We start from the raw sequence: 25,541 nt of genomic DNA, 5'->3' as shown, positions 1-25,541 counted from the left end.
AGGCCTCGCCTAGAGCGCGCTGGCGTCCAGGGCGCCATCCAGCTGCGCCTGCCACAGCGGCGTGTCGCTGCCGGGGCGGCGCAGGGTCAGCTGCAGGCGATAGGGCAGCAGGGTGCGGTCGGACAGCGCGAGACGCGGGCCGGCCGCGATCAGCCGGCTGTCCAGTCGCCACTGATTGGCCTCGGCACCCCGTGACAGCGCGGGCTGCCAGTCCAGCACCTGGGGGCTCTGCTCGAGTCCCAGCAGGGCGCGGGTCAGGCTCTCGAGCAGGCGATCGCTGCCGACGCCGAGGCCGGCATCGACCTCCGGCGTGGCCAGCAGCAGCACCTCGTCGGTCAGGGGGCTCGGCAGCGGCGGCGCCTCGCCCACCCGCTCCGCGGCCCGTTCGCCGAGGCCGAACAGCGCCTGGCGGACCGTCTGGGGGTGCTCCGGGCCACCGGTGGCGCAGCCGGTGAGCAGCAGCACCGTCATCACAAGCGTCAGCAGGGGCGGCAGCAGGGTGAAGCGGCGACGGCTCATCGACGGGAGGCCCTCCGGGCGGTGGGCGAGGGAGCGTCGGCTTCCTCGAGGTTGGCGATGAAGCGCGTGAGCTCCTCGAACAGCACCCGGCGGATCGGCTCGGCCTCGTTGACCAGGTGATGGCGGGCCTCGGGGTGGCGATGGACCTCGGCCCGCGGGAACTTGCGCGTCAGCACCTCCAGGTTCCACTCCCAGTCCACCGTCAGGTCCTGCTCGCCCTGCAGGATCAGCGTCGGCAGCGGGCTGGCCGGCATGGCCAGCAGCCGCGGCATCCAGCGGCGCATGGCGTCCACCCACTCCATGGCCAGCCGGTCCGGCTGCAGCGGGTCGCTCTCGCGCAGGAAGGTGGCGAAGTCGCTGTCGGTGGAGTTCTCGCGGAAGCGGCGCGGCACCGAGCGCACGAAGGGGCCCAGCAGGCGGTGCAGCCAGCTCGACTGGTTCCAGCCCCAGGGGCGCACCAGCGGGGCCAGCAGCGCCAGGCCGCTCCAGTGGCCGTCGTCGCCCCGGCGCAGGGCGTCGGTGGCGAGGATCGCCGCGCCGGTGCTCTGGCCGATGCCGACCCAGGGGCGTGGCGCCAGGTCGCGGGCGGTCAACTGGGTCTGCAGGTTGTCCAGGCAGCTGCCATAGTCATCGAAGTCGGCGATGGTGGCGCGCGGGCCGCTGGACAGCCCGTGCCCCGGCAGGTCCCACAGCACCACCTGCCAGCCGCGCTCGAGCAGGCACTCGAGCAGGTGGCGGTAGAGGCCGAGGTGATCGTAGTAGCCGTGCACCACGAACACGGTGCCGCGGGGCGACGGCGGGCGCCAGATCTGGGTCCACAGGCGGAAGCCGTGAGCGTCCACGTATCCCACGTGCAGGCCCACCCGCTCGGCGAGCAGCGGCGCCAGGCCGTAGTGGCCCAGATAGCCCTTGAGCGGGCGGCCGGACGGATCGGCCGGGGCGATGGGGCCGAGCGCCTGCAGGGGAGTGAAGTCGGTCATCGAGTCCTCCGTGGTGGCTGACCATGCTAGCGCTCCGTCGGTACGGTCACCAGCGTCGGTTTCCAACGCCTCCGGCCTCGTCTATTGGTCGAGTCTCGGGGGTGGTTCGCAGGCGCCGGGTTTACATGTGGAAGTATTTTCCACAATATTGAGTGCACGCAGTCACCCTTGCCTGTCCGGCCGCTTGGCGCTTGGGGAGCGCCGAAACGCCTCGCATAGGAGAACGACCCATGACCCAACGCATCACTCGCCATCGCCTGCAGGTGGCCGCCGAGCTGGACCGCTTCGTCAACGAGCAGGCCCTGCCGGGCTCCGGCGTCGACCCCGAGGCCTTCTGGGCCGGCATCGACGCCCTCTTTCATGATCTGACACCGAAGAACCGCGAACTGCTCGCCGAGCGTGACGCCATGCAGGCCGAGCTCGACGCCTGGCACCGCGAGAACCGCGGTCCGGTGCGCGACATGGCCGCCTACCGCGGCTTCCTCGAGCGCATCGGCTACCTGCAGCCGGCGCCGGCCGAGGTCAAGGTCACCACCACCAACGTCGACCGCGAGATCGCCGTCCAGGCCGGCCCGCAGCTGGTGGTGCCGGTGAACAATGCCCGCTACGCGCTGAATGCCGCCAATGCCCGCTGGGGCAGCCTCTACGACGCGCTCTACGGCACCGACGCCATCGCCGACGAAGACGGCGCCGAGCGCGGCGACGGCTTCAACCCCAAGCGCGCCGAGAAGGTCATCGCCTACGCCCGCGGCGTGCTCGACCGCGCCGCGCCGCTGGCCACCGGCTCCCACGCCGAGGCCGTGAAGTACGCACTGCGCGACGGCCACCTGGTGGTGAGCCTGGCAGGCGGCCGCGAGACCGGCCTCAAGGAGCCGGGCAAGCTGGTCGGCTACCTGGGCGAGGCCGACGCGCCGACCTCGGTGCTGCTGGCCAACAACGACCTGCACCTGGAGATCCAGATCGACGCCACCCACCCGATCGGCAAGACCGATGCGGCGGGCGTCAAGGACGTGGTGGTCGAGGCCGCGCTGACCTCGATCATGGACTGCGAGGACTCGGTCGCCGCGGTGGACGCCGAGGACAAGGTCGGCGTCTACGCCAACTGGCTGGGCCTGATGGCCGGCGACCTCGAGGAGCCGATCGAGAAGGGCGGCAAGCGCTTCACCCGCAAGCTGGCGGCGGATCGCACCTGGACCGCGCCGGACGGCGGCGAGGTGACCCTGCCCGGCCGCTCGCTGCTGTTCGTGCGCAACGTCGGCCACCTGATGACCACCCCGGCGGTGCTGGACGCCGACGGCAACGAGCTGCCGGAAGGCATCCTCGACGCGGTCATGACCAGCCTGCTGTCGATCCGCGACCTGCAGAAGGGCGAGGGCGAGGCCCGCAACTCCCGCGAGGGCTCGGTCTACATCGTCAAGCCGAAGATGCACGGCCCGAAGGAAGTGGCCTTCACCAACGAGCTGTTCGGCCGCGTCGAGGACCTGCTGGGCCTCGCGCGTGACACCCTCAAGATGGGCATCATGGACGAGGAGCGCCGCACCTCGGTCAACCTCAAGGCCTGCATCGCTGAGGCGACCTCGCGGGTGGTGTTCATCAACACCGGCTTCCTCGACCGCACCGGCGACGAGATGCACACCGCCATGCAGGCCGGCCCCATGGTGCGCAAGGGCGACATGAAGGGCGCCGCCTGGATCGGCGCCTACGAGCGCAACAACGTTCAGGTCGGCCTGGCCTGCGGGCTGCGCGGCCACGCCCAGATCGGCAAGGGCATGTGGGCCATGCCGGACCTGATGGCGGCCATGCTCGAGCAGAAGATCGGCCATCCCAAGGCCGGCGCCAACACCGCCTGGGTGCCGTCGCCGACCGCCGCCACCCTGCACGCCCTGCACTATCACCAGGTCAGCGTGACCGAGGTGCAGCGCGAGCTGGAGGCCCAGGGCGAGCCGGACCTGCTCGACGAGCTGCTGACCGTGCCGGTGGCCGAGAACACCGACTGGTCCGAGGACGAGCTGCAGCAGGAGCTGGACAACAACTGCCAGGGCATCCTCGGCTACGTGGTGCGCTGGGTCGAGCAGGGCGTCGGCTGCTCCAAGGTGCCGGACATCCACGACGTGGGCCTGATGGAAGACCGCGCCACCCTGCGCATCTCCAGCCAGCACGTGGCCAACTGGCTGTACCACGGCGTGGTCGACGAGGCCCGCGTGCGCGCCACCCTGGAACGCATGGCCAAGGTGGTCGACGAGCAGAACGCCGGTGACCCGGCCTACTCGCCGATGAGCGCCGACTTCGCCGGCTCCCACGCCTTCCAGGCCGCCTCGGACCTGATCTTCAAGGGCATCGAGCAGCCCTCCGGCTACACCGAGCCGCTGCTGCACCACTGGCGCGCCGTCCACAAGGCCGGCTGATCGCCAAACGCGCCGTTCGCCGCCCCCTTCATGGGGGCGGCGTTCGTTGGGGGCGAGAACAATGAGAGAAGGGAAAAGGGAGATGCCCCGGGTGTGCGTCGCGCGCGGGCTGGGCTATCTTGTGGCCATCGTTCAGCCGCAGGGAGCGCGCCCATGACCGTGATGACCGCCGCCGCCATCGAGGAATTCCTCGACGAGGTGTTTCCCCAGCGTGCCGGCACCATCGAGGGCGTCGGCGAGGGCCGCGCCACCATGAGCCTGGCCATCGAGGACGAGCACCTGCGCCCCGGCGCCAGCGTCTCCGGCCCGACCCTGATGGGCCTGGCCGACGTCTGCCTCTATGTGGCGATCCTGGCCCAGATCGGCCCCGAGCCGATGGCGGTCACCAGCGACCTGCACTGCCGCTTCCTGCGTCGCCCGCGAAGCGATCGCGACCTGATCGCCAATGCCCGGCTGCTCAAGCTGGGCCGGCGGCTGGCGGTGGGCGAGGTACAGCTGTTCTCCGACGGCGAGGAGGCGCCGGTGGCGCTGGTCACCGCGACCTATGCCTTGCCCGATAATGACTGACCCCGCCAGGCCGTCACGGCCAGCGCCAGCCAGCCGAGAATCAGCAGCCCGCCGCCGATCGGTGTGATGGCGCCGAGCATCTTCACGCCGCCGATCGCCAGGGCGTAGAGCGAGCCCGAGAACAGCGCCATGCCGGCCAGCCACAGGCCGAGGATCCAGCGCTGGCCGGCCAGCGGCCGCGCGGCGCGCCAGGCCAGCACGCCGAGCATCGCCAGGGTATGCCAGGCCTGGTAGCGCACCCCGGTCTCGAACACCGTCATCAGCCTCGGCGGCAGCGTGCCGTTCAGGGCATGGGCGCCGAAGGCCCCGGCCATCACCGTCAGGGCGCCGCACAGCGCCACCGCCATCCACCAGCCGCGATCCTGCATGCTGTCTTTCTCCCGTTGGGGTGTGTTCCGTGATGTCTGAGCAGGGGGCCGGGGACAGGCCAGAGCGGGGTCCTTACCAGGGACGGCAAAAGGTAGCGCCCAGGGATGGGTTCCCATAGCCCCGCGGCGGCCTGTTGCCAGGCCGGCCCCGTCAGGTCTGCGCCATACCGTACCCGGGGGCGCCCCGAGGCGCTACAATATGGGCCCGCGAAATCGCAGCCCGGAGGATGCCATGCAGATCCAGCTCAACGGCGAGGCGCGCACCCTGGAGGCCGAGGCCTCCGTGGCCCAGCTGGTCGAGACCCTCGGCCTGGCTGGACGGCGCATCGCCGTGGAGGTCAACGAGGAGATCGTGCCCCGAAGCGCCCACGGCGAGACGCGCCTGGCCGACGGCGACCGGGTGGAAATTGTCCATGCCATCGGTGGCGGCTGAAGGAAAACACTGATTTATCGCTGCGCTCGACGACCCATAGGGAAGTGGGAAGTGCGTTGGTTCGTCGGGAACGAACCTAGCCATCTTGGCCGCCGGCGGTACTCGAGCGCGAGCCCGGCCAATATCCTCATTTACTGGCGTGTAAACTCCGGTATTTCCGTTCCGGCGTCGCCCAACCTATCTTCGCTCGCAAGAAAAATCAGCGCTTTCCCCTGAGCCATAGGAGAAATATACGCATGACCGACTTCTTCCAGGACGCGCCGCTGCGCGTCGCCGGCCGTGAATTCGCCTCGCGCCTGCTGGTGGGCACCGGCAAGTACCGGGATCTCGACGAGACCGGCGAGGCCATCGCCGCCAGCGGGGCCGAGGTGGTGACCTTCGCCGTGCGTCGCACCAATCTGGGGCAGGATGCCTCGGCGCCCAATCTGCTCGACGTGGTGTCCCCGGAGCGCTATACCCTGCTGCCCAACACCGCCGGCTGCTACACCGCCCAGGACGCGGTGCGCACCTGCCGGCTGGCCCGCGAGCTGCTCGACGGCCACAACCTGGTCAAGCTCGAGGTGCTGGGCGACGACACCACCCTGTATCCCAACGTGGTGGAGACCCTGGCCGCCGCCGAGACCCTGGTCAACGACGGCTTCGACGTCATGGTCTACACCAGCGACGATCCCATCGTCGCCCGCGAGCTGGAGCGTCTCGGCTGCTGCGCCGTGATGCCGCTGGGCTCGCTGATCGGCTCCGGCCATGGCATCCAGAACCCGCACAACATCCGCCTGATCATCGAACAGGCCAGCGTGCCGGTGCTGGTGGATGCCGGCATCGGCACCGCCTCCGAGGCCGCCCAGGCCATGGAGCTGGGCTGCGACGGGGTGCTGATGAACTCCGCCATCGCCCACGCCCGCCAGCCGGTGCTGATGGCCGGCGCCATGAAGCAGGCGGTGCAGGCCGGCCGCGAGGCCTTCCTCGCCGGACGCATGCCGCGCCGCCAGGGCGCCGAGCCCTCCTCGCCGCTGGCCGGGCGCATCAACGCCTGATCCTGTCCTTTCGACCTTCACGAGTTTCGACGCCGCGCATGAACGACGAACAACGCCCCGACACGCCCTCGACCGAGGGTCCCGAGAGCCCCGACGCCCCGCTGCATCGCCGTGGGATCAAGAGCTACGTGCTGCGTGCCGGGCGCATGACCGCCGCCCAGACCCGCGGCCTCGAGGAGGTGTGGCCGCGTCTGGGGCTGACCCTCGAGGACGGCCGCCAGGACCTCGAGACGCTGTTCGGGCGTCGCGCTCCGGTGGTGCTGGAGATCGGCTTCGGCATGGGCGGCTCGCTGATCGAGCAGGCCGAGACCCATCCCGATACCGACTTCATCGGCATCGAGGTGCATGCGCCCGGCGTCGGCAAGCTGCTCGACGAGGCCGACAAGCGTGGCCTCACCAACCTCCGGGTCTATCGCGAGGACGCCCTGCTGGTGCTCGAGCAGTGCCTGCCGGAGGGCAGCCTCGACACCCTGCAGCTGTTCTTCCCCGATCCCTGGACGAAGAAGAAGCATCACAAGCGGCGCATCGTCCAGCCGGCCTTCGTCGAGCTGGTGCGCACTCGCCTCAAGATCGACGGCGCCCTGCACATGGCCACCGACTGGGAGGCTTACGCCGAGTGGATGGCCGAGGTGATGGCCGAGGCCCCGGGCTATCGGAACACCGCCACCGACGACACGGCGCCCTACGTGCCGCGCCCCGAGTTCCGCCCGCTGACCAAGTTCGAGCAGCGCGGCGAGAAGCTCGGCCACGGCGTCTGGGACCTGATCTTCCGCCGCGTCGACTGAGCTCGCCCCTCTCGCATCCTCCCGCGCCCCGGCCCTCGTGCCGGGGCGCTCGCGTTTGGCGGCGGCCGGCGAGACGCGCGTGCATAAAAAAGGCCGCCGTGACGGCGGCCGAGGCACTTCCCCTGCGGGGTCGCAGAAGCCTGGACGATCTCGAACGAACGCGAGCGCAAAAGAAAGCCGCCCTGGGCGGGGCGGCGAAAGACCGTGACTAGCAATGAGGAGGAGAATCCCCTCGGAGGACTGGCAAGGCTCCGTGGGGTCTGACACGCACCTCGGCGATGTCATGGATGTAGAGTAAATCATTCTCATTTGTGTGGTCAACACTAACGAGAATCTTTTTTATTTGAGGGGCCTGCTCAGGCGACGAGGCGCAGCCACAGCGGCAGGCTGATCATGGCCAGCAGGGTCTGGGCGGTGATCAGTGCCGCCATCAGCTCGGCATCGCCGCCCAGCTGCCGCGACAGGATATAGGCCGAGGTGGCGGTGGGCAGGGCGGCGAAGAGCAGCACCACGTCGCGGCTCACCGGCCCCAGGCCGAGCAGGATGGCCAGGCCCAGCACGAGCGCCGGCAGCAGCGCCAGCTTGATCAGGGTCGAGGTCCAGAGGCCGCCGTCGCGGCGCAGCATCGCCTGGGGGCGCAGCGCCACGCCCACCGCCACCAGGCCCAGCGGCAGCGCCGCCCGGCCGAGCAGGGCCACCGCCTCGTGGCTCCAGCCGGGCAGGCCGACCCCCGTGAGGTTGAGTCCGGCGCCGGCCAGGCAGGCCAGGATCAGCGGGTTGCGGGCCAGGGCCCTCAGGCTGGCGCCCACGCCGCCCTTGCCCAGGGTGCCGGCGGCGAGGAAGGTCAGCACGCACAGCACGTTGACCAGCGGCACCATCAGCGCCACGGCGACCGCCGCCACGGTGGCGCCGGCCGAGCCGTGCAGGGCGGCGGCGCCGGCCACGCCGACGTAGGTGTTGAAGCGCAGCGCGCCCTGGAAGACCGAGGTGAAGGCCGGCATGTCGAGCCCCAGCCGCGGGCGCAGCGTCCACAGGCCGACGGCCAGCAGCAGCAGGCTGCCGAGCAGCACCAGGGCGAGGCGGGCGACCGGCACCGCGCGGATATCGGCCTCGGCCAGGGTGGCCACCAGCATCGCCGGGAACAGCAGGTAGTAGATCAGGCCCTCGAGGCGCGACCAGAAGTCGCCGCCGGGCCAGGGGCCGCGGCCGAGCAGGGCGCCGAGCAGGATCAGCAGGAACAGTGGCCCGAGGGCGCCGATGATGCTTTCCATGACGATGCCATTCCCTGGTCAGTGGTGAGCGTGGCGCGTCAGGCCGCACAACGCAAGGCGGCCGGCCCCGAGGGAGGCCGGCCGCCGGTCACGCCATCGAGGCGCGCTCGCCGCGGGCGATCAGCCTTCGGCGTTGTCCGGGTTCACGTCGAGCAGCTCGACCTTGAACACCAGGGTCTCGTTGGGACCGATCGGGCCCTGACCGCGGCTGCCGTAGGCGAGGTCGGCCGGGATCACGACTTCCCAGGTGTCGCCGACGTTCATCATCTTCAGGGCCTCCTGCCAGCCCTCGATGACCTGGCCGACCTGGAAGCTGACCGGCTCGCCGCGCTCGTAGGAGCTGTCGAAGACGGTGCCGTCGATCAGCTTGCCTTCGTAGTTGACCTTGACGGTGTCGCCGTCGCTGGGCGAGGCGCCGTCGCCGGCCTCGATCTCGCGATACTGCAGGCCGGAGTCGGTGACGGTCACGCCATCCTTCTCGGCGTTCTCGGCCTGGTAGGCCTCGCCCGCGGACCGGTTCTCCTCGGCGAGCTGCTGGGTCTCGGCGGCACGCTGCTGCATGGCCTGCTGCTGGAAGGCCTGCATGGTGGCGTTCATCTCGTCCTCGGTCATCTCCAGCTCGTTATCGTCGAAGACGTCCTGCACGGCCTGGGTGAAGGCGTCGACGTCGAGATCGGAGACGTCCTGCTGGATGCTCTTGCCCAGGGTCACGCCGAGGCTGTAGCCGAGCTTCTCGCCGTCGGTATCGGGGGCGGCCAGTGCCAGCGGGGCAGCGGTCAGCAGCGCCGTCAGGGATGCGGTAGTCAGCAGTCGCTTCATGAAAATGCCTTGTACTCCGGCGCCTTGGCGCCATCGGTGAATGGGACCCTTGGGACTCTAACAGGGCCGGGTCGGTTCCGCACCCGTCGCAACGGCGCGCGGACCGACTCGGCACAGGGGAGGTCGAGCGGTGTCAGACGACCAGCGTCGGGCAGTGCGCGGAGCCCGCCACCCGCTGCGACACGCTGCCCAGCAGCAGGCCCTTGTCGCCGTTGGTGCCCTGGGCACCGATCACGATCAGGTCGCAGTCGCGCTTGCGGGCGAAGCGCACGATGGTGCGCGAGGGGCGTCCGCCCTTGACGAAGGCGCGCACCTGGTCTGCGGGCACGCCGAGCTCCGCGGCATGGGCCTTGGCCTGCACGGCGATCTCGGTGGCGTATTCCTTGAGCGCATCGTCGGGGATGTCGAGCCGCTCGGGCCGGATCATGGACAGCGAGGCCTCGAGCAGGCTGTGATGCTTGAACACGCACAGGATGTAGAGTTCGGCGCCGGTGAGCCGCTGCAGCGCGACCGCCTTGTCCAGCGCCTTGATGGCGCCCTTGGAGCCGTCCACCGGCACCATGATCCGCTTGAACATCATGAGTTCTCCTCTTCAATCCCGGTCAGTCGCTGAAGGCCAGGTCGCGCAGGAACAGGGCGATCTGCGGGAAGATGATCAGCAGGGCGGCGGCGAGGATCAGCAGGAACACGAACGGCGGCGTGCCCTTGATCACGTCCAGATAGGGCCGCTTGAAGATCGCGATGGCGGTGAAGATGTCGCAGCCGAAGGGCGGCGTCGCCGAGCCGATGGCCACCTGCAGGGTGATCAGGATGCCGACCAGCACCGGATCCAGGCCGGTGGCCTCGATGGCGGGCGCGAAGATCGGCGTCAGCACCAGGATCACCACGATGGGGTCGACGAACATGCAGGCCACGAAGAAGGCCACACAGATCGCGATCAGCACCCCGGTGGGGCCGGCCTCGTTGATGCCCACCGCCTCGAGGATGGTCTGAGGAATCTGGGCGAAGGAGATGATCCAGGAGAAGCCGTTGCCGACGGCGACCAGGATGAACACCACGGCGGTGATCAGGCCGGTGGACTTGGCGATGGCGTAGATGTCGTTGATCTTCAGCGAGCGGAAGATCACGAACTCGAGCAGGATGGCATACAGCACGCAGGCCGCGGCGGCCTCGGTGGGGCTGAAGATGCCGCCATAGATGCCGCCGACGATGATCACCGGGAAGCCCAGCGGCCACAGCGCCATGCGTACCGCGCCCAGCCGCTCGCCCCAGCTGGCCTTGGGCTCGGTGGGCACCTTGCGGATCACGGCGTAGGCCACGCAGTAGGCGGAGAACATGGCGAGAATCAGCAGGCCGGGCCCGATGCCGGCGATGAACAGCTCGCCGATGGAGGTGCCGGAGATGACCCCGTAGATGATCATGCCGATACTGGGCGGGATCAGGAAGGCGATGTCGCTGGAGTTGATGATCAGCGCCAGGGTGAAGGAGTCCGAGTAGCCGGCCTTGAGCATGCGCGGGCGCAGCGGCGAGCCCACCGCCACCACCGTGGCCTGGGTCGAGCCGGAGACCGCGCCGAACAGGGTGCAGGAGGCGGCGGTGCTGACCGCCAGGCCGCCCTTCACGTGGCCGATGAAGGACATCACCATGTTGATCAGCCGTTCCGCCGACTGGCCCCGCGTCATGATGTCGGCGGCGAGGATGAACATCGGCACCGCGATCAGCGAGGCCGGCCGGATGCCCGCCATCATCTGCTGGATCAGCGTCTCCATCTGGCCCAGGCCGTTGAACATCATGAAGAAGCCGATCACCGCCGCGGTGATCAGCGGAATCATCATCGGAAAGCCCAGCAGCAGCAGGGCGATCATGGTCACCACCATAATGGTCGTCATTTTGCGTTCCCCCGGGTCGTGCCCATCATCGTCAGACTTCCGTTTCCGTATCCTTGTAGCCGTCGAGCACCGAGGTCGACAGGTAGACGTCGCGCGACGTCAGGTTCTTGATGGCGGTGAGCAGGTACTGGATGCCGGTGATCAGAAAGCCCAGCGGCACCCAGATGTAGATCAGATAGATGGGGAAGCCGAGCGCCGGCAGGATGCGTCCCTTGTCGTACAGGTCGAGGATGTAGAGCACCGAGAAGTAGAGCAGGAAGAACATCACCAGCGAGGTGAACAGCGAGATCACGATCATCAGCGCCCGTCGTCCGCCCACCGGCAGGGCATCGTAGATCGCCGACATGCGGATGTGGCGGCCGTGGCGCGCCGCATAGCCGATGCCGGCGAAGGTGATCATGATGATCAGGATGCGGTTGATCTCGCCGGAGAAGAAGATGCTCTCGCCGAACGCGAAGCGGCCGATGACGTTGGCGATGGTGTTGGCGGCCATCAGCAGCACGCCGAGGGCCAGGATCACCGCCTCGACTCTGCTGATGAAGGTGTCGATGACGCCGAGAAAGCCCGGCAGCCCGGAGCGATAGCGTTTTTCGGAATCTTCGTCGGTCATGGGCGTATTTCCCTGGAATCGTGGCGAACGGCATGACGCGAGAGTGACGTCCCTGTCGAGCAGCGTAACGGCTGTAGGCCATGCCGGGAGCCTCGCGGGTCAACGTTGGGTGAACGTTGCCCGGACGGAAACAAAACGGGGGCAGCCAGGCTGCCCCCCGTCGTGCCGATCAGGTGATCGCGATCACTCTTCGGCTTGTTGCACGGCCTCGAGGTCGGCCTTGAACTGGTCGAGCAGCGCGGCGCCGTCGTCGCCGGTCATTTCGAGGAAGGCTTCCTCGACCTGGGGGGCGCGCTCCTTGAAGGCCGCGATCTGCTCGTCGTCCAGGCGGGTCACGGTGCACTCGTCGCAGGCTTCCATGATCTTGTCGAGCGAGTCCTCGGCGAGGCCCTTGATGTGCTCGATGGTGTGGTCATAGGCCGCGTCGGTGGCGTCCTGCACCAGCTGCTTGTCCTCGTCGGACAGGCCTTCGTAGAAGTCCTGGTTGGCCATCATGGCGGTGGTGAACCAGCCGTGGCTGGTGAAGGTCAGGTTCGGAGACACCTCGTAGAGGCCGCCGGACTCGATCCAGAAGATCGGGTTCTCCTGGCCGTCGATGATGCCGGTCTGCAGGCCGCCGTAGACCTCGCCCCAGGGCAGCGGGGTCGGGGTGGCGCCGAAGGCGTTGTAGGTCTCGGCCAGCAGCGGGTTGGTCATCACCCGGATCTTCTTGTTGTCGAAGTCCTCCGGCGAGGTGATCGGCTCGTCGGCGGTGACCACCATTTCCCCCTCGGGGAACATCTGCAGCAGCTTCAGGCCGTGCTCGGCGTAGAGCTCGGGGAACATCTCGTTGATGGCCTTGCTCTCGTCGAAGAACTCGAGCACGGTGTCCATGTCGGTCGGCATCAGATACGGGATGAAGAAGATCTGGGCCGCCGGGATCAGGGCGCCGGTGAAGCCGGGCGACTGGTCGACGAACTGCAGGATGCCGTTCTGGGTCTGCTCCATGATGTCGTCGGACTCGCCGAGCTCACCGAAGCGATAGACCTGAACGTTGTGGTCGGAGTTCTCTTCCACGTAGCGCTTGAATTCCTGGGCGAAGACGTCCTGTACGTCGCCCTCGTATTCCTCGTGGGCATAGCGCCAGTTATCCGAGTAGGCGGCCGTCGACATGCCTAGCATCAGGGCGCCGATACCCGCGGTGGCCAGCAGCTTGTGTGACTTCATTGATATGCTTCCTCTGCAGATTCAGTCAGCGACGCGACCAGCAGGATCACGGTAAATTCGCTAACGAAAGAACGTTTTGTTTTTGCAGTGTTTATTCAGGCTAGTGGGGCGATCATTGAGGGTCAAGTTGGTCATTCAACCTTTCCAGCGCCGTCCGATGAGACGCTTTTGTCAGCCTGGCGTGAAAAGGTAGTGCATCCTTCAGGCCGTCGGCGGAGGTGAGAGAACGATGCGTGACATCGCCGCGGCGGCTGTGCGCCTCGAGCCGGGCCAGGGCCTCGCGCTCGGCGTCGAGCTCGGCGGCCTTGAGCCGCTGGCGCAGCGCGGCGACGCTCTCGCGCTCGGCGGCCTCGGCCTTGAGCGACCGCCGCAGCCGGCGCAGCGGCGCGGTTACCTCGGCCTGCCAGCGGGCCACCGAGTCGGGCATGGGGCCGGCGGCCAGGCCGTGGTGGAACAGCCACAGCCGCCACAGCAGCTCGATCACCTCGAGGCCGGCGTCGTCCTGCAGGTGCAGGCAGGCCGCTTCCGCCCCGGGGCGGGCGTAGAGCGCCAGGGCGAAGTCCCATAGCGGATCGGCGGCGAGCCGGGCCCGCAGAGCGGCCGGCAATTCGGTAGAATCGGGCGTCATGATTCGGCTGTCGTCACGGCGGCGGCCCTATGCCTTCCTGTGGAGCCTTCATGATTGCACTGCGCCAAGTTTCCCTGCAACGCGGCACCCAAGCGCTGCTCGAGGACGCCGACCTGACCCTGCACGCCGGCCACAAGGCGGGCATCGTCGGGCCCAACGGCGCCGGCAAGTCGAGCCTGTTCGGCCTGTTGCGCGGCGAGTTCGCCCCCGATCGCGGCGAGCTCGAGATGAGCGGCGGCCAGCGCATCGCCCACATGGCCCAGGAGGTCGAGGCGCTGGAGCGCAGCATCCAGGACTACGTGCTCGACGGCGACCAGGCCCTGCGCGAGGCGGAAGCCGCGCTGGCCAGGGCCCAGGCCAGCGGCGACGCCCACCGCGAGGCCGAGCTGCACGGCACCATCGAGGCGCTGGACGGCTACAGCGCCCCGGCCCGCGCCGCCCAGCTGCTGGTCGGGCTCGGTTTCGACCAGGGCGACCTCGCGCGCCCGCTGTCGGACTTCTCCGGCGGCTGGCGGATGCGCGTCAACCTGGCGCGCACCCTGTTCATGCCCTCCGACCTGCTGCTGCTCGACGAGCCCACCAACCATCTGGATCTCGATGCCCTGCTGTGGCTCGAGCAGTGGCTGACCCGCTATCCGGGCACCCTGCTGCTGATCTCCCACGACCGCGACTTCCTCGATGCCGTGTGCGATCACATCGTGCACTTCGATCGCCGCTCGCTGGTGCTGTACCGCGGCAACTACTCCACCTTCGAGCGCACCCGGGCCGAGAAGCTGGCCCTGCAGCAGGCCGAGGCGGCCAAGCAGCAGGCGCGCAAGGAGGAGATCGAGCGCTTCGTGGCCCGCTTCCGCTACAAGGCCACCAAGGCCCGCCAGGCCCAGAGCCGGCTGAAGATGCTCGAGCGCATGGGCGAGATCGCCGTAGCCCACGTCGATTCGCCCTTCCACTTCACGCTGCCGTCCGCCGACCGCACCTCGCATCCGCTGCTGGTGCTGGACGAGGCGCGGCTCGGCTATCGCGGCGAGGACGGCGAGACCGTCCAGCTCGAGGGCGTCGACATGACCCTGCAGCCGGGCCAGCGCATCGGCCTGCTGGGCCCCAACGGCGCCGGCAAGTCGACGCTGATCAAGTCGCTGACCGGCGAGCTGGCGCTGCTCGGCGGGCGCCGGGTGCCCGGCGAGCACCTGGCCATCGGCTACTTCGCCCAGCATCAGCTCGAGGGGCTCGACCTCGCGGCCACGCCCTTCATCCACGTGCAGCGGCTCTCGCCGCGGGCCGCCGACCTGGACATCCGCAACTTCCTGGGCGGCTTCGGCTTCAAGGGCGACGACGCCTTCGCCGAGGTGCGGCGCTTCTCCGGCGGCGAGAAGGCGCGGCTGGCGCTGGCGCTGGTGGCCTGGCAGAAGCCCAACCTGCTGCTGCTCGACGAGCCGACCAACCACCTGGACCTGGAGATGCGCGAGGCGCTCACCGAGGCGCTGGCGAGCTTCGAGGGCACGGTGATCGTGGTCTCCCACGACCGCCACCTGCTGCGCGCCACCGTGGACGAGTTCTGGCGGGTCGCCGACCACCGGGTCACGCCCTTCGACGGCGACCTCGACGACTATCGCGCCTGGCTCAAGACGCGGCTCGAGAACGAGCGCCGCGAGGCCCGGGCCCAGAAGGTCGAGCGTCAGGAGGCCGCCGAGGCGCCGAAGGAGGATCGCAAGGCCGCGCGCCGCGCCGCCGCCGAGCTGCGCGAGAAGCTGCGCCCGCTCAAGCGCGAGCGCGACCGCGCCGAGCGCGAGATGGAGAAGGTGCAGGCCTCGCTCGGCAAGGTGGAGGATGCCCTGGGCGACGCCGAGCTCTACACCGACGAGGCGCGCAAGGACGAGCTCTCCAAGCGGCTCGCCGAGCAGGCCGAGCTGGCGTCGCGGCTCGGCGAGCTGGAGCAGGCCTGGCTGGCCGCGGAGGAATCGCTGGAGGCGATGGAAGCGGAGCTGCGCGAGGCGACCTGAGGCGCCGGCTCAGCCCTCGAGCAGGAAGGTCACCGGGCCGTCGTTGACCAGCGCCACCTGCATGTCGGCGCCGAACTCGCCGGTGGCGACCCGCGGCCAGGCGGCCCGGGCGCGCTCGACCAGGGCATCGAACAGCCGCTGGCCCACGGCGGGCGGCGCGGCGCTGGAGAAGCTGGGGCGCAGCCCCTTGCGGGTGTCGGCGGCCAGGGTGAACTGCGACACCAGCAGCAGGCCGCCCTCGGCCTGCTGCAGGTTGAGGTTCATCTTGCCGTCCCGGTCGGAGAACACCCGGTAGTGCAGCAGCTTGTGCAGCAGCCGCTCGACGCTCTGCTCGTCGTCTTCCTGCTCGACGCCGATCAGCGCCAGCAGGCCGTGGTCGATGGCGCCGGTCTCGCGGTCGTCGACGGTGACGCTGGCGTGGCGAACGCGCTGGATCAGGGCTTTCATGGCACTTTCCCTCTCTTCCCGCCCTCGGCGGCTGGCAAAAGCCGGCAGCCTAGCACGCCCGCGTTCAGCGCCCCAGCAGGTCGTCCCGGAAGCCGTCGCCCAGCGGCGCCTCGCCGAGCCAGATGCCGAACAGGGCATCGGCCAGCGCCGGCTCGGGTCGTGCATAGAGCGACTCGCCGTTCAGCGCCAGGCTCAGGGTCTCGCCGTCCCAGGTCAGGGCATAGCGGTCGCCCGGCGAGACATCGCGGTAGCGGGCGTTGAAGGCCGACAGCGCCGGCTCGAGCGAGCGGAAGTCGGCCGCGCCGAGCTGGTCGCGCAGGGTATCGCGGGTGACCTCGGCGAAGTCGCCGGCCTCGATGGCGTGGAAGTACTCGAGCTCCAGGCGCCGCGGCACGTTGGCCGACTGGGGCGCGGGCCGCGGAAAGCCCTCGGCCTGGTAGTAGGCGCCGGCGTAGGCGTCCCAGATCATGTAGCGGAACAGCCCGTGGCCGATCATCCGGAAGGGACGACCGTCGACCCGCTGGACGGTGTCGAAGCGGGCGTTCTTGACCACGACCTCCGCGCCGGCGGGCATGGTGGCGAGGCCCATGGCCAGCGCCAGGGCAAGCATCAGCGCGGCGAAGGGCAGGCGCAGCATCGGCATGACGGCATCCTCCTGATGGGAATCTCCTATGCAGACACTATTTTATTGTAATGATTCTGTACAGCTTTGCGCTGGCCTTGCGCGGAGGCCGCCGTCGGTCACGGCCCGCCTGAAAGGTCGGCGCGCGCAGGCACTCCTCGGGGATGGCCTACCAGCTGCGGCACAGCATGATGTCACAGTGCGGCTCGGCCAGGAGCCGCTCGGTGATCTGCCCGTGGCGGCCGAGCTGGCCGCGGCTGCCCAGCGCCAGCAGCTGGGGCGGCTGGCGGCGCAGGCGGGTCATCAGGACCTCCAGCGGGTCGCCCTGCTCGAGCTCCAGCTCCACCTCGGGCACGCGCTCGAGCTCGCCCATCAGCTGCTCGGTCTCCTGCTCCAGGTGGCGGCGCAGCGTGGCGACCTCGCGGTCACGCCAGCGGGCGTAGTCGCTCGACGAGCCCAGCTCCCGCTCGCCGGGGATGTTCCAGGCGTGCAGCAGGGTCAGCCGGCTCTCGGGGAAGCGCTTGAGGGTCTCGCGCAGGGTGCGGCGGCAGGTCAGCGAGAAGTCCACCGGCACCAGGATGTCCTGCCACGGCTGGGTGGCGGGATGGCTCACCGAGAGCACCGGGCAGGGCGCGCCGCGCAGCACCCGCGCCAGGGTGGTGCCGGTGACCAGGTCCGGCTGGCCGCGCTTGCGGTGGGCGCCGAGGATGATCATGTCGGCCTCGCGCTCGTGGGCCTCGCGGATGATCTCGGCGTAGGGCGCGCCGGCCACGGTCTGGATCAGGCTGGCCGGCTCGTCGAGGGCGTAGTCCTCGCGGAGGTCGGTGAGGGTGGCGGCGATGTCGGCCACCACCGCCTCCTCCAGATCGTGCAGGACCCGGCGGGGCAGGTAGGGGTCGAGCACGTGGATGATGTCGAGCCGGGCGCCGGTCTCGTTCGCCAGCCGGATGGCCCGGGCGAAGGCGGCGCGGTTCTCGGCGGAGAGATCGCAGGCGAACAGCAGGGTGCGGGACATGGCACAACCCTCGTACGGCCGGAAGATGGCCGTTTCAGGATGGGCGCCCCCCGCGGCCCCTGCAAGGTGGGTTTTCCGGTACCGCCCGCTCGTGCGTCGTCACCACAGGGCGTGGAAGTGGTGCACCGGCCCGCGGCCCTGGCCCACCGCCAGCCGCGGGCTGGCGTCGAGGGCGGCATGCAGCCAGCGCTTGGCCTCGCCGATGGCGCCGACGATGGCCTCGCCGTCGGCGTCCGGCGGCAGGTGGGCGAGATGCGCGGCGATGGCCGAGGACAGCGCGCAGCCGGTGCCGTGCAGGTTCTCGGTGGCGATGCGCGGCGCCGGCAGCCACTGGCTGCGCTCGGGCGTGGCCAGCAGGTCGGGGCAGGTCTCGCCGCTCAGGTGGCCGCCCTTGAGCAGCACGTAGGGCGCCGCGAGGGCCTGCAGGGCGGGCAGCATGGTCTCCATGGCGTCCGGGGTGCGCGGCGTTTCGGCGTCGAGCAGCACCGCGGCCTCGGGCAGGTTGGGCGTGATGACATCGGCCAGCGGCACCAGCACGTCGCGCACCGCGGCGATGCCGGCGGCGTCGACCAGGATATCGCCGCTCTTGGCCACCATCACCGGGTCGAGTACGATCCAGCGCGGCCGGCGGCGGCCGAGCACCTCGGCCAGCGTCTCGGCCACGGCGCGGTCGGCGACCATGCCGATCTTCACCGCGTCGATGCGCACGTCGTCGAGCAGGTTCTCGAGCTGCTCGCCGATCACCGGTGCCGGCACCGGGTGAACGGCGGCCACGCCTCGGGTGTTCTGGGCGATCACCGCGGTGATCACGTTGGTGGCATAGGTGCCCAGCGCCGAGAGCGTCTTGAGGTCGCCCTGCAGGCCTGCGCCTCCGGAAGGGTCGGAGCCGGCGATGGTGAGAGTATGAGGAATGGAGGACATCGTGTGTCGTCTCGTGGCGTGAATCCGGCGCCTAGCATACGCCAGCGGCCGGGCAGGCGGCCATGCTGAGCCTGTTCCTTGTTGCCCTGGCCAGCGCCACCCTGCTGCCGGGCGGCTCCGAGGCGTGGCTGGCCCGGCAGTGGTGCCAGGGCGGGGCGCTGCCGGCGTTGTGGGCGGCGGCCACCGCGGGCAACGTGCTGGGCAGCCTGATCAACGTGGGGCTGGGGCGCTATGCCCGGCACTTTCAGGACCGCCGCTGGTTTCCGGTCTCGCCGCGAGGCCTGGCACGGGCGGAGCGCGGCTATCGGCGCTTCGGCGAGGCCAGCCTGCTGCTCTCGTGGGCCCCGGTGATCGGCGATCCGCTGACCGTGCTGGCGGGCATCTTCCGGCTGCCCTGGTGGCGGGCCACGCTGTGGATCCTGGTCGCCAAGGGCGGGCGCTACGCGCTGGTGCTGGCGCTGGCCGAGGCCTGGCTGGCGCCCTACTGCGGATAGGCGGGCCCCTGCAAACGCAACAGGGCCGCCCGGAGGCGGCCCTGTTGACGGTTGACCCGTGGTCTTACTCGGCGTCGCCGGTGGTGTCGCCTTCCGGGTTGCGGGCGTTGTAGTAGGCCTGCTCGGAGATGGCGTGGTAGTTCTCCACCTTCTCCTGGAAGGCGCGGTAGGACTCGTGGATCTTGCCGGCCATCTCGCTGGACTCGGCCAGCTCGGCGACCACGTCCTCGGAGTGCGCCTTGGCCTGGGCCAGCACGTCGTCCGGCAGGCGACGCAGCTCGACGTCGTGCTCGTTGATCAGCGTCTCCAGGGCGTCGTTGTTGCGGGCGGTGTACTCGTCGAGCACGTCGGCGTTCACGTCGCGGATGGCGGTGCGCAGGATCGCCTGGAGGTCGTCCGGCAACTCGGCAAACGCCTCGTCGTTGACGATCGCCTCGAACATCACGGTCGGTTCGTGCCAGCCCGGATAGTAGTAGTAGTCCGCGGCCTGGTGGAGGCCGAAGGCCAGGTCGTTGTAGGGGCCGATCCACTCGGTGGCATCGATGGCGCCGGACTGCAGCGAGGTGAAGATCTCGCCGCCGGGCATGTTGACGATGGCCACGCCCATGCGGTTCATGACCTCGCCGCCGAGGCCCGGCATGCGCATCTTCAGGCCGTCCAGGTCGTCGACCGAGTTGATCTCCTCGTTGTACCAGCCGCCCATCTGCACGCCGGAGGCACCGGCGGCCATGACGTCGACCCCGAACGGCTCGTAGAGCTCGTTCCACAGCTCCAGGCCGCCGCCGTAGTGCAGCCAGGCGTTCATCTCCTGGGCGTTCATGCCGAACGGCACGGCGGCGAAGAACTGGGCCGCCGGGGCCTTGCCCTTCCAGTAGTAGGAGGCGGAGTGGCCCAGCTCGGCGGTGCCCTCGGACACGGCGTCGAAGACCTCGAAGCCGGGCACCAGCTGGCCGGCGCCGAACACCTCGATGGTCAGCCGGCCGTCGGACATCTGGTCGACCAGCTCGGCGAGGCGCTCGGGGCCCTGGCCGACGCCGGGGAAGTTCTTCGGCCAGGAGGTCACCATCTTCCACTCGAAGGTGTCCTGGGCCTGGGCCTGGGCCCCGACGAGCAGCAGGCCGGTGGCGGCACCGGCGAGGGTAATGGCGTTGGCGAGTGACGTGCGTTGCATGCTTGCTCCCTAGATCTGTTATGGCGTTGTTGAACCGGGGGGGCCGGCAGGCCAGGGCTTGCATCAGGCTCGGCCGGGCCGAGCCGTCATGGGAAGGACGATGAGTCGCTTCCGACACTGTAGCCGTCGGCGCCCGCGTCTCGTCCACGGGGCGCCAACGCTGCGCTGGGCCGGCGCCGCTAGAACTGCTGCGGCAGCCAGGTGGCCAGCTGCGGGAAGAACGACAGCGCGATCAGCATCGCCAGCTGCAGGACGATGAACGGAATCACGCCGCGGTAGATGGCCGAGGTCGGCACCGACTCCGGGGCCACCCCGCGCAGGTAGAACAGCGCGAAGCCGAACGGCGGCGTCAGGAACGAGGTCTGCAGGTTGATGGCGATCATGATGCCCAGCCACACCGGATCGAGGCCCATGGCCAGCAGGATCGGGCCGACGATCGGCACCACCACGAAGGTGATCTCGATGAAGTCGAGGATGAAGCCGAGCAGGAAGATCACCAGCATCACGATGAGGGTGGCGCCGACCACGCCGCCGGGCATGCTCTCGAACAGGTGGGTGACCAGTTCCTCGCCGCCGTAGGCGCGGAACACCAGCGAGAACAGCGCCGCGCCGATCAGGATCAGGAACACCATGGTGGTGACGTCCACGGTGGAGCGCAGCACCTCCTTGAGGGTGGCCATGTCCAGGCGGCGATAGGCCAGGGCCAGCATCAGCGCGCCGAAGGCGCCGACCGCGGAGGCCTCGGTGGGGGTGGCGAAACCGCCGAGGATCGAGCCCAGCACCACCACGATCAGCACGATCGGCGGCACCAGCCCCTTGAGCAGCAGCAGGCCGAGGCCGCCCTCGTGGCCGAGCTCATCCATCAGGTCGCGGCGATCCACGGCCGGTGCGGAGGCGGGCTTGATCCAGGCGGTCACGGCGACGTAGGCGATATACAGCCCCACCAGGATCAGGCCGGGCACCAGCGCGCCCATGAACAGGTCGCCCACCGAGACGGTCTTGGGGCTGAAGATGCCCATCGACAGCTGGGCCTGCTGATAGGCGGAGGACAGCACGTCGCCCAGCAGCACCAGGGCGATGGAGGGCGGGATGATCTGGCCCAGGGTGCCGGTGGCGCAGATGGTGCCGGTGGCCAGCGGCATGCTGTAGCCGCGCTTGAGCATGGTCGGCAGCGACATCAGGCCCATGGTGACCACGGTGGCGCCGACGATGCCGGTGGAGGCGGCCAGCAGCATGCCGACCACGGTGACCGAGATGCCGAGGCCGCCGCGCAGCGAGCCGAACAGCAGCGCCATGGCCTCGAGCAGCGTCTCCGCGACCCGGGATTTCTCCAGCAGCACCCCCATCAACACGAACAGTGGCACCGCGAGCAGCGTCTGGTTGCTCATGATGCCGTAGAGGCGGTTGGGGAAGGCGGCCAGGTAGCCGCCGTCGAAATTGGCATCGACGCCCAGCGCCTCGAGGCCGAAGCCCAGGCCGGCGAAGGCCAGGGCGGTGCCGGCCAGCGACAGGGCGACCGGATAGCCGAACATCAGGACGGTGCAGATCACGGCGAACAGCACCAGCGGCATGAACTCCAGCATCACAGGTGCTCCTCGTGGTGGTCGGGGACGTCGGCCTCGGGATCGATGCGGCCGGTCAGGATCAGCAGGTTACGCGAGGCCTCGACCACGCCCTGCAGGATCATCAGCCCAGCGAACACCGGGATCAGCGTCTTGAGCAGGAAGACGCCGGGGATGCCGCCGGTGTCCGGCGAGGTCTCGAGGATCGCCCAGGACTTGCCGACATAGCCCAGGCTGGACAGGATCACGAAGAGCATGAAGGGCAGCAGCAGCAGCAGCGTGCCCAGCAGGTCGATCAGCGCCTTGCGCTTCGCCGTCATGGCCCGATAGAAGATGTCCACCCGCACGTGGCCGCCGTGGCGCAGGGTGTAGCCGGCGGCCAGCATGAATACCGTGGCGTGCATGTACATCACCGATTCCTGCATGGGGATGCTGTTGATGCTGAAGGCATAGCGCAGCACCACGATCAGAAACTGGATCAGCATCATCAGCAGGATCAGCCAGGACAGGCTGCGGCCGAGCCACTCGGAGAAGCGGTCGAGCCGGGCCAGGAGGCTCGGTAGCTCGTGGGTGGGAGGCATGGGCGATCGCTCGAGGTTGCAAGGATGTCGAGATAGTAGCGCCGTGCGTTGAAACGGCCCAGCCGACTATACGGGAATTGGTCAACGCCTGTCAGGACGACGGGTGGGACATTGGTCTTACCCTTGGCTCGCCGGCTGCGGCCCTAGGCTCGCGCTAGGCTGGCGCGGCAGGCGTCAGGCAGCCGGATCTCGATCGCCACCGGCAGGTGGTCGGAGAACAGGTGCTCCAGTACCTCGACGCGGTCGGCCTCCAGCGAGTCGGAGAGCAGGATGTGATCCAGGGCGCGGCGGGGCTGCCAGGAGGGATAGCTGAGCGGCGGGCGCACCGGATGCAGCGGCAGCGCCTCGCGGAAGCGCGAGTGGGCGTGGATCTGGTCCGGCGTGCAGTTGAGATCGCCCATCACCACCACGTGGCGCAGGGGCCGGATCAGCTCGCTGAGATAGTCGAGCTGGCGCACGCGGCCGCGATGGCTCAGCGCCAGGTGGGCGACGAACACGTGCAGGGCGTCGGGGCCGTCGCCGAAGCGGGCGTGGATGGCGCCGCGCCCGGGCAGGGTGCCGGGCAGGCGGTGTTCCTCGATGCGCGCCGGCGGCAGCTTCGACAGCAGGCCGTTGCTGTGCTGGGCGACGCGCCCCAGGTTGCGGTTGAGCTGCTGGTAGTGGTGGGGAAAGCCGCCGTGGCTGGCCAGGTAGTCGACCTGATTGACGTGGCCGGAGCGGAAGCTGCCGCCGTCCACCTCCTGCAGGCCGACGATGTCGAAGCCGCTGAGCACCTCGCCCATGGCGTCGAGGCGCTCGCCGCGGCGGGGGTGGGGCAGCAGGTGCTGCCAGCCCCGGGTCAGGTAGTGATGATAGGCCGAGGTCTGGATGCCCACCTGCAGGTTGAAGGTCAGCAGCTTCAGGGGCTTCGTGTGCGGGGCCAGGCCCCTGTCCTCGGCCTGATGACTCATGTTATTCGGCCCGCTCCTCGCGCACCTGCTCGACCAGGGCATCGGCGATCTGCGGCATGTTGTCGAGGCTGCCGGCGGTGCTCGGGGTCACCACGAAGCGGCCGTCGACGACCAGCGCCGGCACGCCCATCAGCTGCATGTTGCGCATCCGCGCGTGGGCGCGGTTGACCTGGGACTTCACGCCGAAGGCGTCCAGGGCGTCGAGGGCCTCGTCCTCGCTGACGCCGTACTGGCCGAAGAAGGCCGCGATGTCCTCGTTGTCGGTCAGCTGGGCGCCCTGCTCGTGGATGGCGTCGAAGAAGTCGCTGTGCATCTCCTGCTGGATGCCCAGCTGCTGGGCGGCATAGAAGGCGGTGGCGTGGCGGTTCCAGGCGCCGCCCATGGTGGCCGGCATGCGCTGGAACTCGACGTCCTCGGGCAGCTCGTCGACCCAGGCGTTGAGGGGTTCTTCCAGGGCGTAGCAGTGCGGGCATCCGTACCAGAAGGCCTCGGTGACCTCGATCTTGCCGTCGGCGACCTGGGTCTGGACCGGCTCGTCGAGCACGGTGTAGTCCTGTCCGGCGACCGGGGCAGCGGAGGCGAGGGTGGACAGGCCGAGGCCGGCCACGGCGACCATCAGTGACTTGAACATTCGGGGAGTCTCTCCTTGATTTGACGTGATCCGATCGCCGTCATTCGGGAACGGCGTTCGCGGCCTTGGAGTCGCCGCCGGGCCGTGGGTTCCCTGAAGGCGTCGAGCGCGGCGCGCGGCCGCGCTCGCGGGGCCCGGCTCAGTGCAGACCGTGTACGTAGTTGGCCACCGCCTCCATGTCGCGGTCGCTCATCTTGGCGGCGATGTCGCGCATGATAGCGCTTGGATCGTTGGCGCGCTCGCCGGCGGCGAAGGCCTGCAGGGTGGAGACGACATAGTCGCGCTGCTGGCCCGAGAGGGCGGGATAGACGGCGCTGCCGATGCCCGCGCCGGTGGGCGTGTGGCAGGCCGCACAGGCCGGCAGGCCCTTCTCCATGTCGCCGGCGCGGTACAGCTCGCGGCCACGCTCGACCAGGGCGGGATCGGGGTCGGCCTGGCCCAGCGCCGGTTCCATGCCGGCGTAGTAGGCGGCCACGTCCCAGGCGTCCTGATCGGAGAAGCCGTCCACCTGGCCGGCCATCTGCGGCACCTGACGGTTGCCGTCGCGGATGTCCATGATCTGCTTGGCCAGGTAGGAGGCCTGCTGGCCGGCCAGGTTGGGGAAGGTCGGGGTGATGCCGACGCCCTGCTGGCCGTGGCAGGCGGCGCAGGCCGCGGCCTTGTCGCCTCCGGCGGCGGCATCGGCCTGCGCCAGGGACGCGGCATGGGCGGCGCCGGTGGCGCTCAGGGAAATGGCCAGGCTTGCCAGAAGCTTTCTCATCGCGAATCCACACTGCCGTTAGTGGTGGAGCGGGCCGGGCCGCCGGTCGCTGGCGTTGGGTGCACGGTGTATACTGCCGTCCCCGGCCGCAGACAAAATCGACTGCAGTATAAAAGGAACACCGGAATCGCGGAAATGCAACCCGCGACGCCCTTGATCGACGTCAGGAACCCCGCCATGTCGCGCCTCAATTACCAGGCAGCCAGCTTCATCACCAGTGCGCCGACGCTGGCGAAATGTCCCGCCGATGCCGGGGCCGAGGTCGCCTTCGCCGGCCGTTCCAACGCCGGCAAGTCCAGCGCCATCAACGCCCTGACGCGCCAGAAGGCGCTGGCGCGCACCTCCAAGACGCCGGGTCGGACCCAGCTGATCAACTTCTTCTCGCTGGACGAGGGCGACGCGCATCGCCTGGTCGACCTGCCGGGCTACGGCTATGCCAAGGTCCCCGAGCAGGTGAAGCTGGAGTGGCAGCGCCACCTCTCCGACTACCTGCGCCGGCGTTCCTCGCTGCGGGGGCTGGTGCTGCTGATGGACGTGCGTCATCCGCTCACCGAGTTCGACCAGACCCTGCTCGGCTGGGCCGACGAGGCCGACATGCCGGTGCATATCCTGCTGACCAAGGCCGACAAGCTGAAGCGCGGCGCGGCCAAGAACGCCCTGCAGCAGGTCCGCTCGCGGCTGCGCGAGTGGGAGGATCTGGTGAGCGTGCAGCTGTTCTCGTCGCTCAAGAAGGACGGCATCGAGGAAGTACATCAGCGCCTCGACGACTGGCTCTTGGCTGAGATCGCCGACGACTAAGTGCCTGCTACAGGAGGGCTTGCCCGGCGGCAAGCCTTCGCGAGGGCGCTGTAAATACTTCCCTGTACGCTACCGACG

28 protein-coding genes are annotated in these 25,541 nt (G+C 69.2%); 8 read left to right on the top strand and 20 right to left on the bottom strand.

The annotated features are described in order from the left end of the window. Window positions 1-9: 9 nt before the first annotated feature. The gene (locus UYS_RS0212700) at window positions 10-519 is read right to left on the bottom strand and encodes a hypothetical protein (protein ID WP_016855899.1); all 510 of its coding nucleotides are present in this window, start codon (window positions 517-519) and stop codon (window positions 10-12) included. Continuing rightward, on the bottom strand, window positions 516-1,499 hold the full coding sequence (locus tag UYS_RS0212695; protein ID WP_016855898.1) for an alpha/beta hydrolase: 984 nt from the start codon (window positions 1,497-1,499) through the stop codon (window positions 516-518). The genes UYS_RS0212700 and UYS_RS0212695 overlap by 4 nt, the downstream gene beginning before the upstream one ends. A gap of 230 nt (window positions 1,500-1,729) precedes the next feature. Between UYS_RS0212695 and UYS_RS0212690 the strand changes: the two genes are divergently transcribed. Beyond that, window positions 1,730-3,904: a malate synthase G gene (locus tag UYS_RS0212690; RefSeq protein WP_016855897.1), complete on the top strand. Its 2,175-nt coding sequence runs from the start codon at window positions 1,730-1,732 to the stop codon at window positions 3,902-3,904. Between the two features lie 153 nt (window positions 3,905-4,057). After that, a complete protein-coding gene (locus UYS_RS0212685; protein ID WP_016855896.1) occupies window positions 4,058-4,471 on the top strand; it encodes a PaaI family thioesterase in 414 nt (137 codons plus the stop codon). Here UYS_RS0212685 and UYS_RS0212680 read toward each other — a convergent pair. After that, window positions 4,447-4,839, bottom strand: coding sequence for a DUF423 domain-containing protein (locus tag UYS_RS0212680; RefSeq protein WP_016855895.1), 393 nt, complete (start codon window positions 4,837-4,839; stop codon window positions 4,447-4,449). The genes UYS_RS0212685 and UYS_RS0212680 overlap by 25 nt on opposite strands. 232 nt (window positions 4,840-5,071) lie before the next feature. Between UYS_RS0212680 and thiS the strand changes: the two genes are divergently transcribed. From thiS to trmB, 3 genes are all read left to right on the top strand, one after another. Then, entirely contained in the window at window positions 5,072-5,272 is a 201-nt protein-coding gene (gene thiS, locus UYS_RS0212675; RefSeq protein ID WP_016855894.1) for a sulfur carrier protein ThiS, read from the top strand. A gap of 236 nt (window positions 5,273-5,508) precedes the next feature. Continuing rightward, entirely contained in the window at window positions 5,509-6,306 is a 798-nt protein-coding gene (locus UYS_RS0212670; protein ID WP_016855893.1) for a thiazole synthase, read from the top strand. A 38-nt stretch (window positions 6,307-6,344) separates the two neighbouring features. Beyond that, a complete protein-coding gene (gene trmB / locus UYS_RS0212665; protein WP_016855892.1) occupies window positions 6,345-7,091 on the top strand; it encodes a tRNA (guanosine(46)-N7)-methyltransferase TrmB in 747 nt (248 codons plus the stop codon). 356 nt (window positions 7,092-7,447) lie between these two features. Here the strand turns inward: trmB and UYS_RS0212660 are convergent, their stop codons facing one another. The 7 genes from UYS_RS0212660 to UYS_RS17395 form a co-directional block, all read right to left on the bottom strand. Next, window positions 7,448-8,362, bottom strand: coding sequence for an AEC family transporter (locus UYS_RS0212660; protein ID WP_016855891.1), 915 nt, complete (start codon window positions 8,360-8,362; stop codon window positions 7,448-7,450). A 120-nt stretch (window positions 8,363-8,482) separates the two neighbouring features. Next, a complete protein-coding gene (locus UYS_RS0212655; protein ID WP_016855890.1) occupies window positions 8,483-9,181 on the bottom strand; it encodes a BamJ family beta-barrel-assembly machinery protein in 699 nt (232 codons plus the stop codon). 133 nt (window positions 9,182-9,314) lie between these two features. Continuing rightward, window positions 9,315-9,758 carry a universal stress protein gene (locus tag UYS_RS0212650; protein WP_026068540.1) on the bottom strand — a complete coding sequence of 148 codons (444 nt, stop codon included), beginning with the start codon at window positions 9,756-9,758 and terminating at the stop codon, window positions 9,315-9,317. A gap of 25 nt (window positions 9,759-9,783) precedes the next feature. Beyond that, entirely contained in the window at window positions 9,784-11,070 is a 1,287-nt protein-coding gene (locus UYS_RS0212645; protein WP_026068539.1) for a TRAP transporter large permease, read from the bottom strand. Window positions 11,071-11,101: 31 nt separating this feature from the next. After that, entirely contained in the window at window positions 11,102-11,680 is a 579-nt protein-coding gene (locus UYS_RS0212640; RefSeq protein WP_016855887.1) for a TRAP transporter small permease, read from the bottom strand. A gap of 183 nt (window positions 11,681-11,863) precedes the next feature. Next, window positions 11,864-12,886 (bottom strand): TRAP transporter substrate-binding protein, encoded by a 1,023-nt coding sequence (locus UYS_RS0212635; protein WP_016855886.1) that lies wholly within the window; start codon window positions 12,884-12,886, stop codon window positions 11,864-11,866. Window positions 12,887-12,998: 112 nt separating this feature from the next. Next, a complete protein-coding gene (locus tag UYS_RS17395) occupies window positions 12,999-13,514 on the bottom strand; it encodes a TIGR02444 family protein (RefSeq protein ID WP_016855885.1) in 516 nt (171 codons plus the stop codon). Window positions 13,515-13,564: 50 nt separating this feature from the next. Here UYS_RS17395 and UYS_RS0212625 point away from each other — a divergent pair, with 50 nt between their 5' ends. After that, window positions 13,565-15,511, top strand: a complete 1,947-nt coding sequence (locus UYS_RS0212625) for an ABC-F family ATP-binding cassette domain-containing protein (protein ID WP_016855884.1) — start codon at window positions 13,565-13,567, stop codon at window positions 15,509-15,511. A gap of 9 nt (window positions 15,512-15,520) precedes the next feature. Here UYS_RS0212625 and dtd read toward each other — a convergent pair whose 3' ends face one another. The 4 genes from dtd to thiD all read right to left on the bottom strand — a co-directional run bounded on the left by dtd (window position 15,521) and on the right by thiD (window position 18,516). Further along, window positions 15,521-15,958, bottom strand: coding sequence for a D-aminoacyl-tRNA deacylase (gene dtd / locus UYS_RS0212620; protein WP_016855883.1), 438 nt, complete (start codon window positions 15,956-15,958; stop codon window positions 15,521-15,523). A 64-nt stretch (window positions 15,959-16,022) separates the two neighbouring features. Then, window positions 16,023-16,601 (bottom strand): chalcone isomerase family protein, encoded by a 579-nt coding sequence (locus tag UYS_RS0212615; RefSeq protein WP_016855882.1) that lies wholly within the window; start codon window positions 16,599-16,601, stop codon window positions 16,023-16,025. Between the two features lie 148 nt (window positions 16,602-16,749). Next, window positions 16,750-17,595: a universal stress protein gene (locus tag UYS_RS0212610; RefSeq protein WP_016855881.1), complete on the bottom strand. Its 846-nt coding sequence runs from the start codon at window positions 17,593-17,595 to the stop codon at window positions 16,750-16,752. 99 nt (window positions 17,596-17,694) lie between these two features. Continuing rightward, window positions 17,695-18,516, bottom strand: a complete 822-nt coding sequence (thiD, locus tag UYS_RS0212605; RefSeq protein ID WP_016855880.1) for a bifunctional hydroxymethylpyrimidine kinase/phosphomethylpyrimidine kinase — start codon at window positions 18,514-18,516, stop codon at window positions 17,695-17,697. 62 nt (window positions 18,517-18,578) lie between these two features. On the opposite strand from thiD, the gene UYS_RS0212600 reads away from it, so the two are divergent. Further along, on the top strand, window positions 18,579-19,010 hold the full coding sequence (locus tag UYS_RS0212600) for a YqaA family protein (protein WP_016855879.1): 432 nt from the start codon (window positions 18,579-18,581) through the stop codon (window positions 19,008-19,010). A 64-nt stretch (window positions 19,011-19,074) separates the two neighbouring features. On the opposite strand, the gene UYS_RS0212595 is transcribed toward UYS_RS0212600, so the two are convergent. From UYS_RS0212595 to UYS_RS0212570, 6 genes are all read right to left on the bottom strand, one after another. Continuing rightward, entirely contained in the window at window positions 19,075-20,181 is a 1,107-nt protein-coding gene (locus UYS_RS0212595; RefSeq protein WP_016855878.1) for a TRAP transporter substrate-binding protein, read from the bottom strand. 179 nt (window positions 20,182-20,360) lie between these two features. Continuing rightward, window positions 20,361-21,764, bottom strand: a complete 1,404-nt coding sequence (locus UYS_RS0212590) for a TRAP transporter large permease (protein WP_016855877.1) — start codon at window positions 21,762-21,764, stop codon at window positions 20,361-20,363. Next, window positions 21,764-22,324 (bottom strand): TRAP transporter small permease subunit, encoded by a 561-nt coding sequence (locus UYS_RS0212585; RefSeq protein WP_016855876.1) that lies wholly within the window; start codon window positions 22,322-22,324, stop codon window positions 21,764-21,766. Before UYS_RS0212585 ends, UYS_RS0212590 begins: the two co-directional genes overlap by 1 nt. A 143-nt stretch (window positions 22,325-22,467) precedes the next feature. Next, window positions 22,468-23,274, bottom strand: coding sequence for an endonuclease/exonuclease/phosphatase family protein (locus UYS_RS0212580; RefSeq protein WP_016855875.1), 807 nt, complete (start codon window positions 23,272-23,274; stop codon window positions 22,468-22,470). 1 nt (window position 23,275) lies between these two features. Continuing rightward, complete coding sequence (locus UYS_RS0212575) at window positions 23,276-23,905, bottom strand: thiol:disulfide interchange protein DsbA/DsbL (RefSeq protein WP_016855874.1); 630 nt, start codon at window positions 23,903-23,905, stop codon at window positions 23,276-23,278. A gap of 139 nt (window positions 23,906-24,044) precedes the next feature. After that, window positions 24,045-24,665, bottom strand: a complete 621-nt coding sequence (locus UYS_RS0212570) for a c-type cytochrome (RefSeq protein WP_016855873.1) — start codon at window positions 24,663-24,665, stop codon at window positions 24,045-24,047. A gap of 177 nt (window positions 24,666-24,842) precedes the next feature. Between UYS_RS0212570 and yihA the strand changes: the two genes are divergently transcribed. Next, window positions 24,843-25,463, top strand: coding sequence for a ribosome biogenesis GTP-binding protein YihA/YsxC (yihA, locus tag UYS_RS0212565; protein ID WP_016855872.1), 621 nt, complete (start codon window positions 24,843-24,845; stop codon window positions 25,461-25,463). Window positions 25,464-25,541 lie beyond the last annotated feature (78 nt).

This window comes from Halomonas smyrnensis AAD6, assembly GCF_000265245.1.
Taxonomy (GTDB): Bacteria; Pseudomonadota; Gammaproteobacteria; order Pseudomonadales; family Halomonadaceae; genus Halomonas; species Halomonas smyrnensis.
Note: the sequence above shows the minus strand (reverse complement) of the source record. Positions and strands in the feature narration are given on the sequence as shown.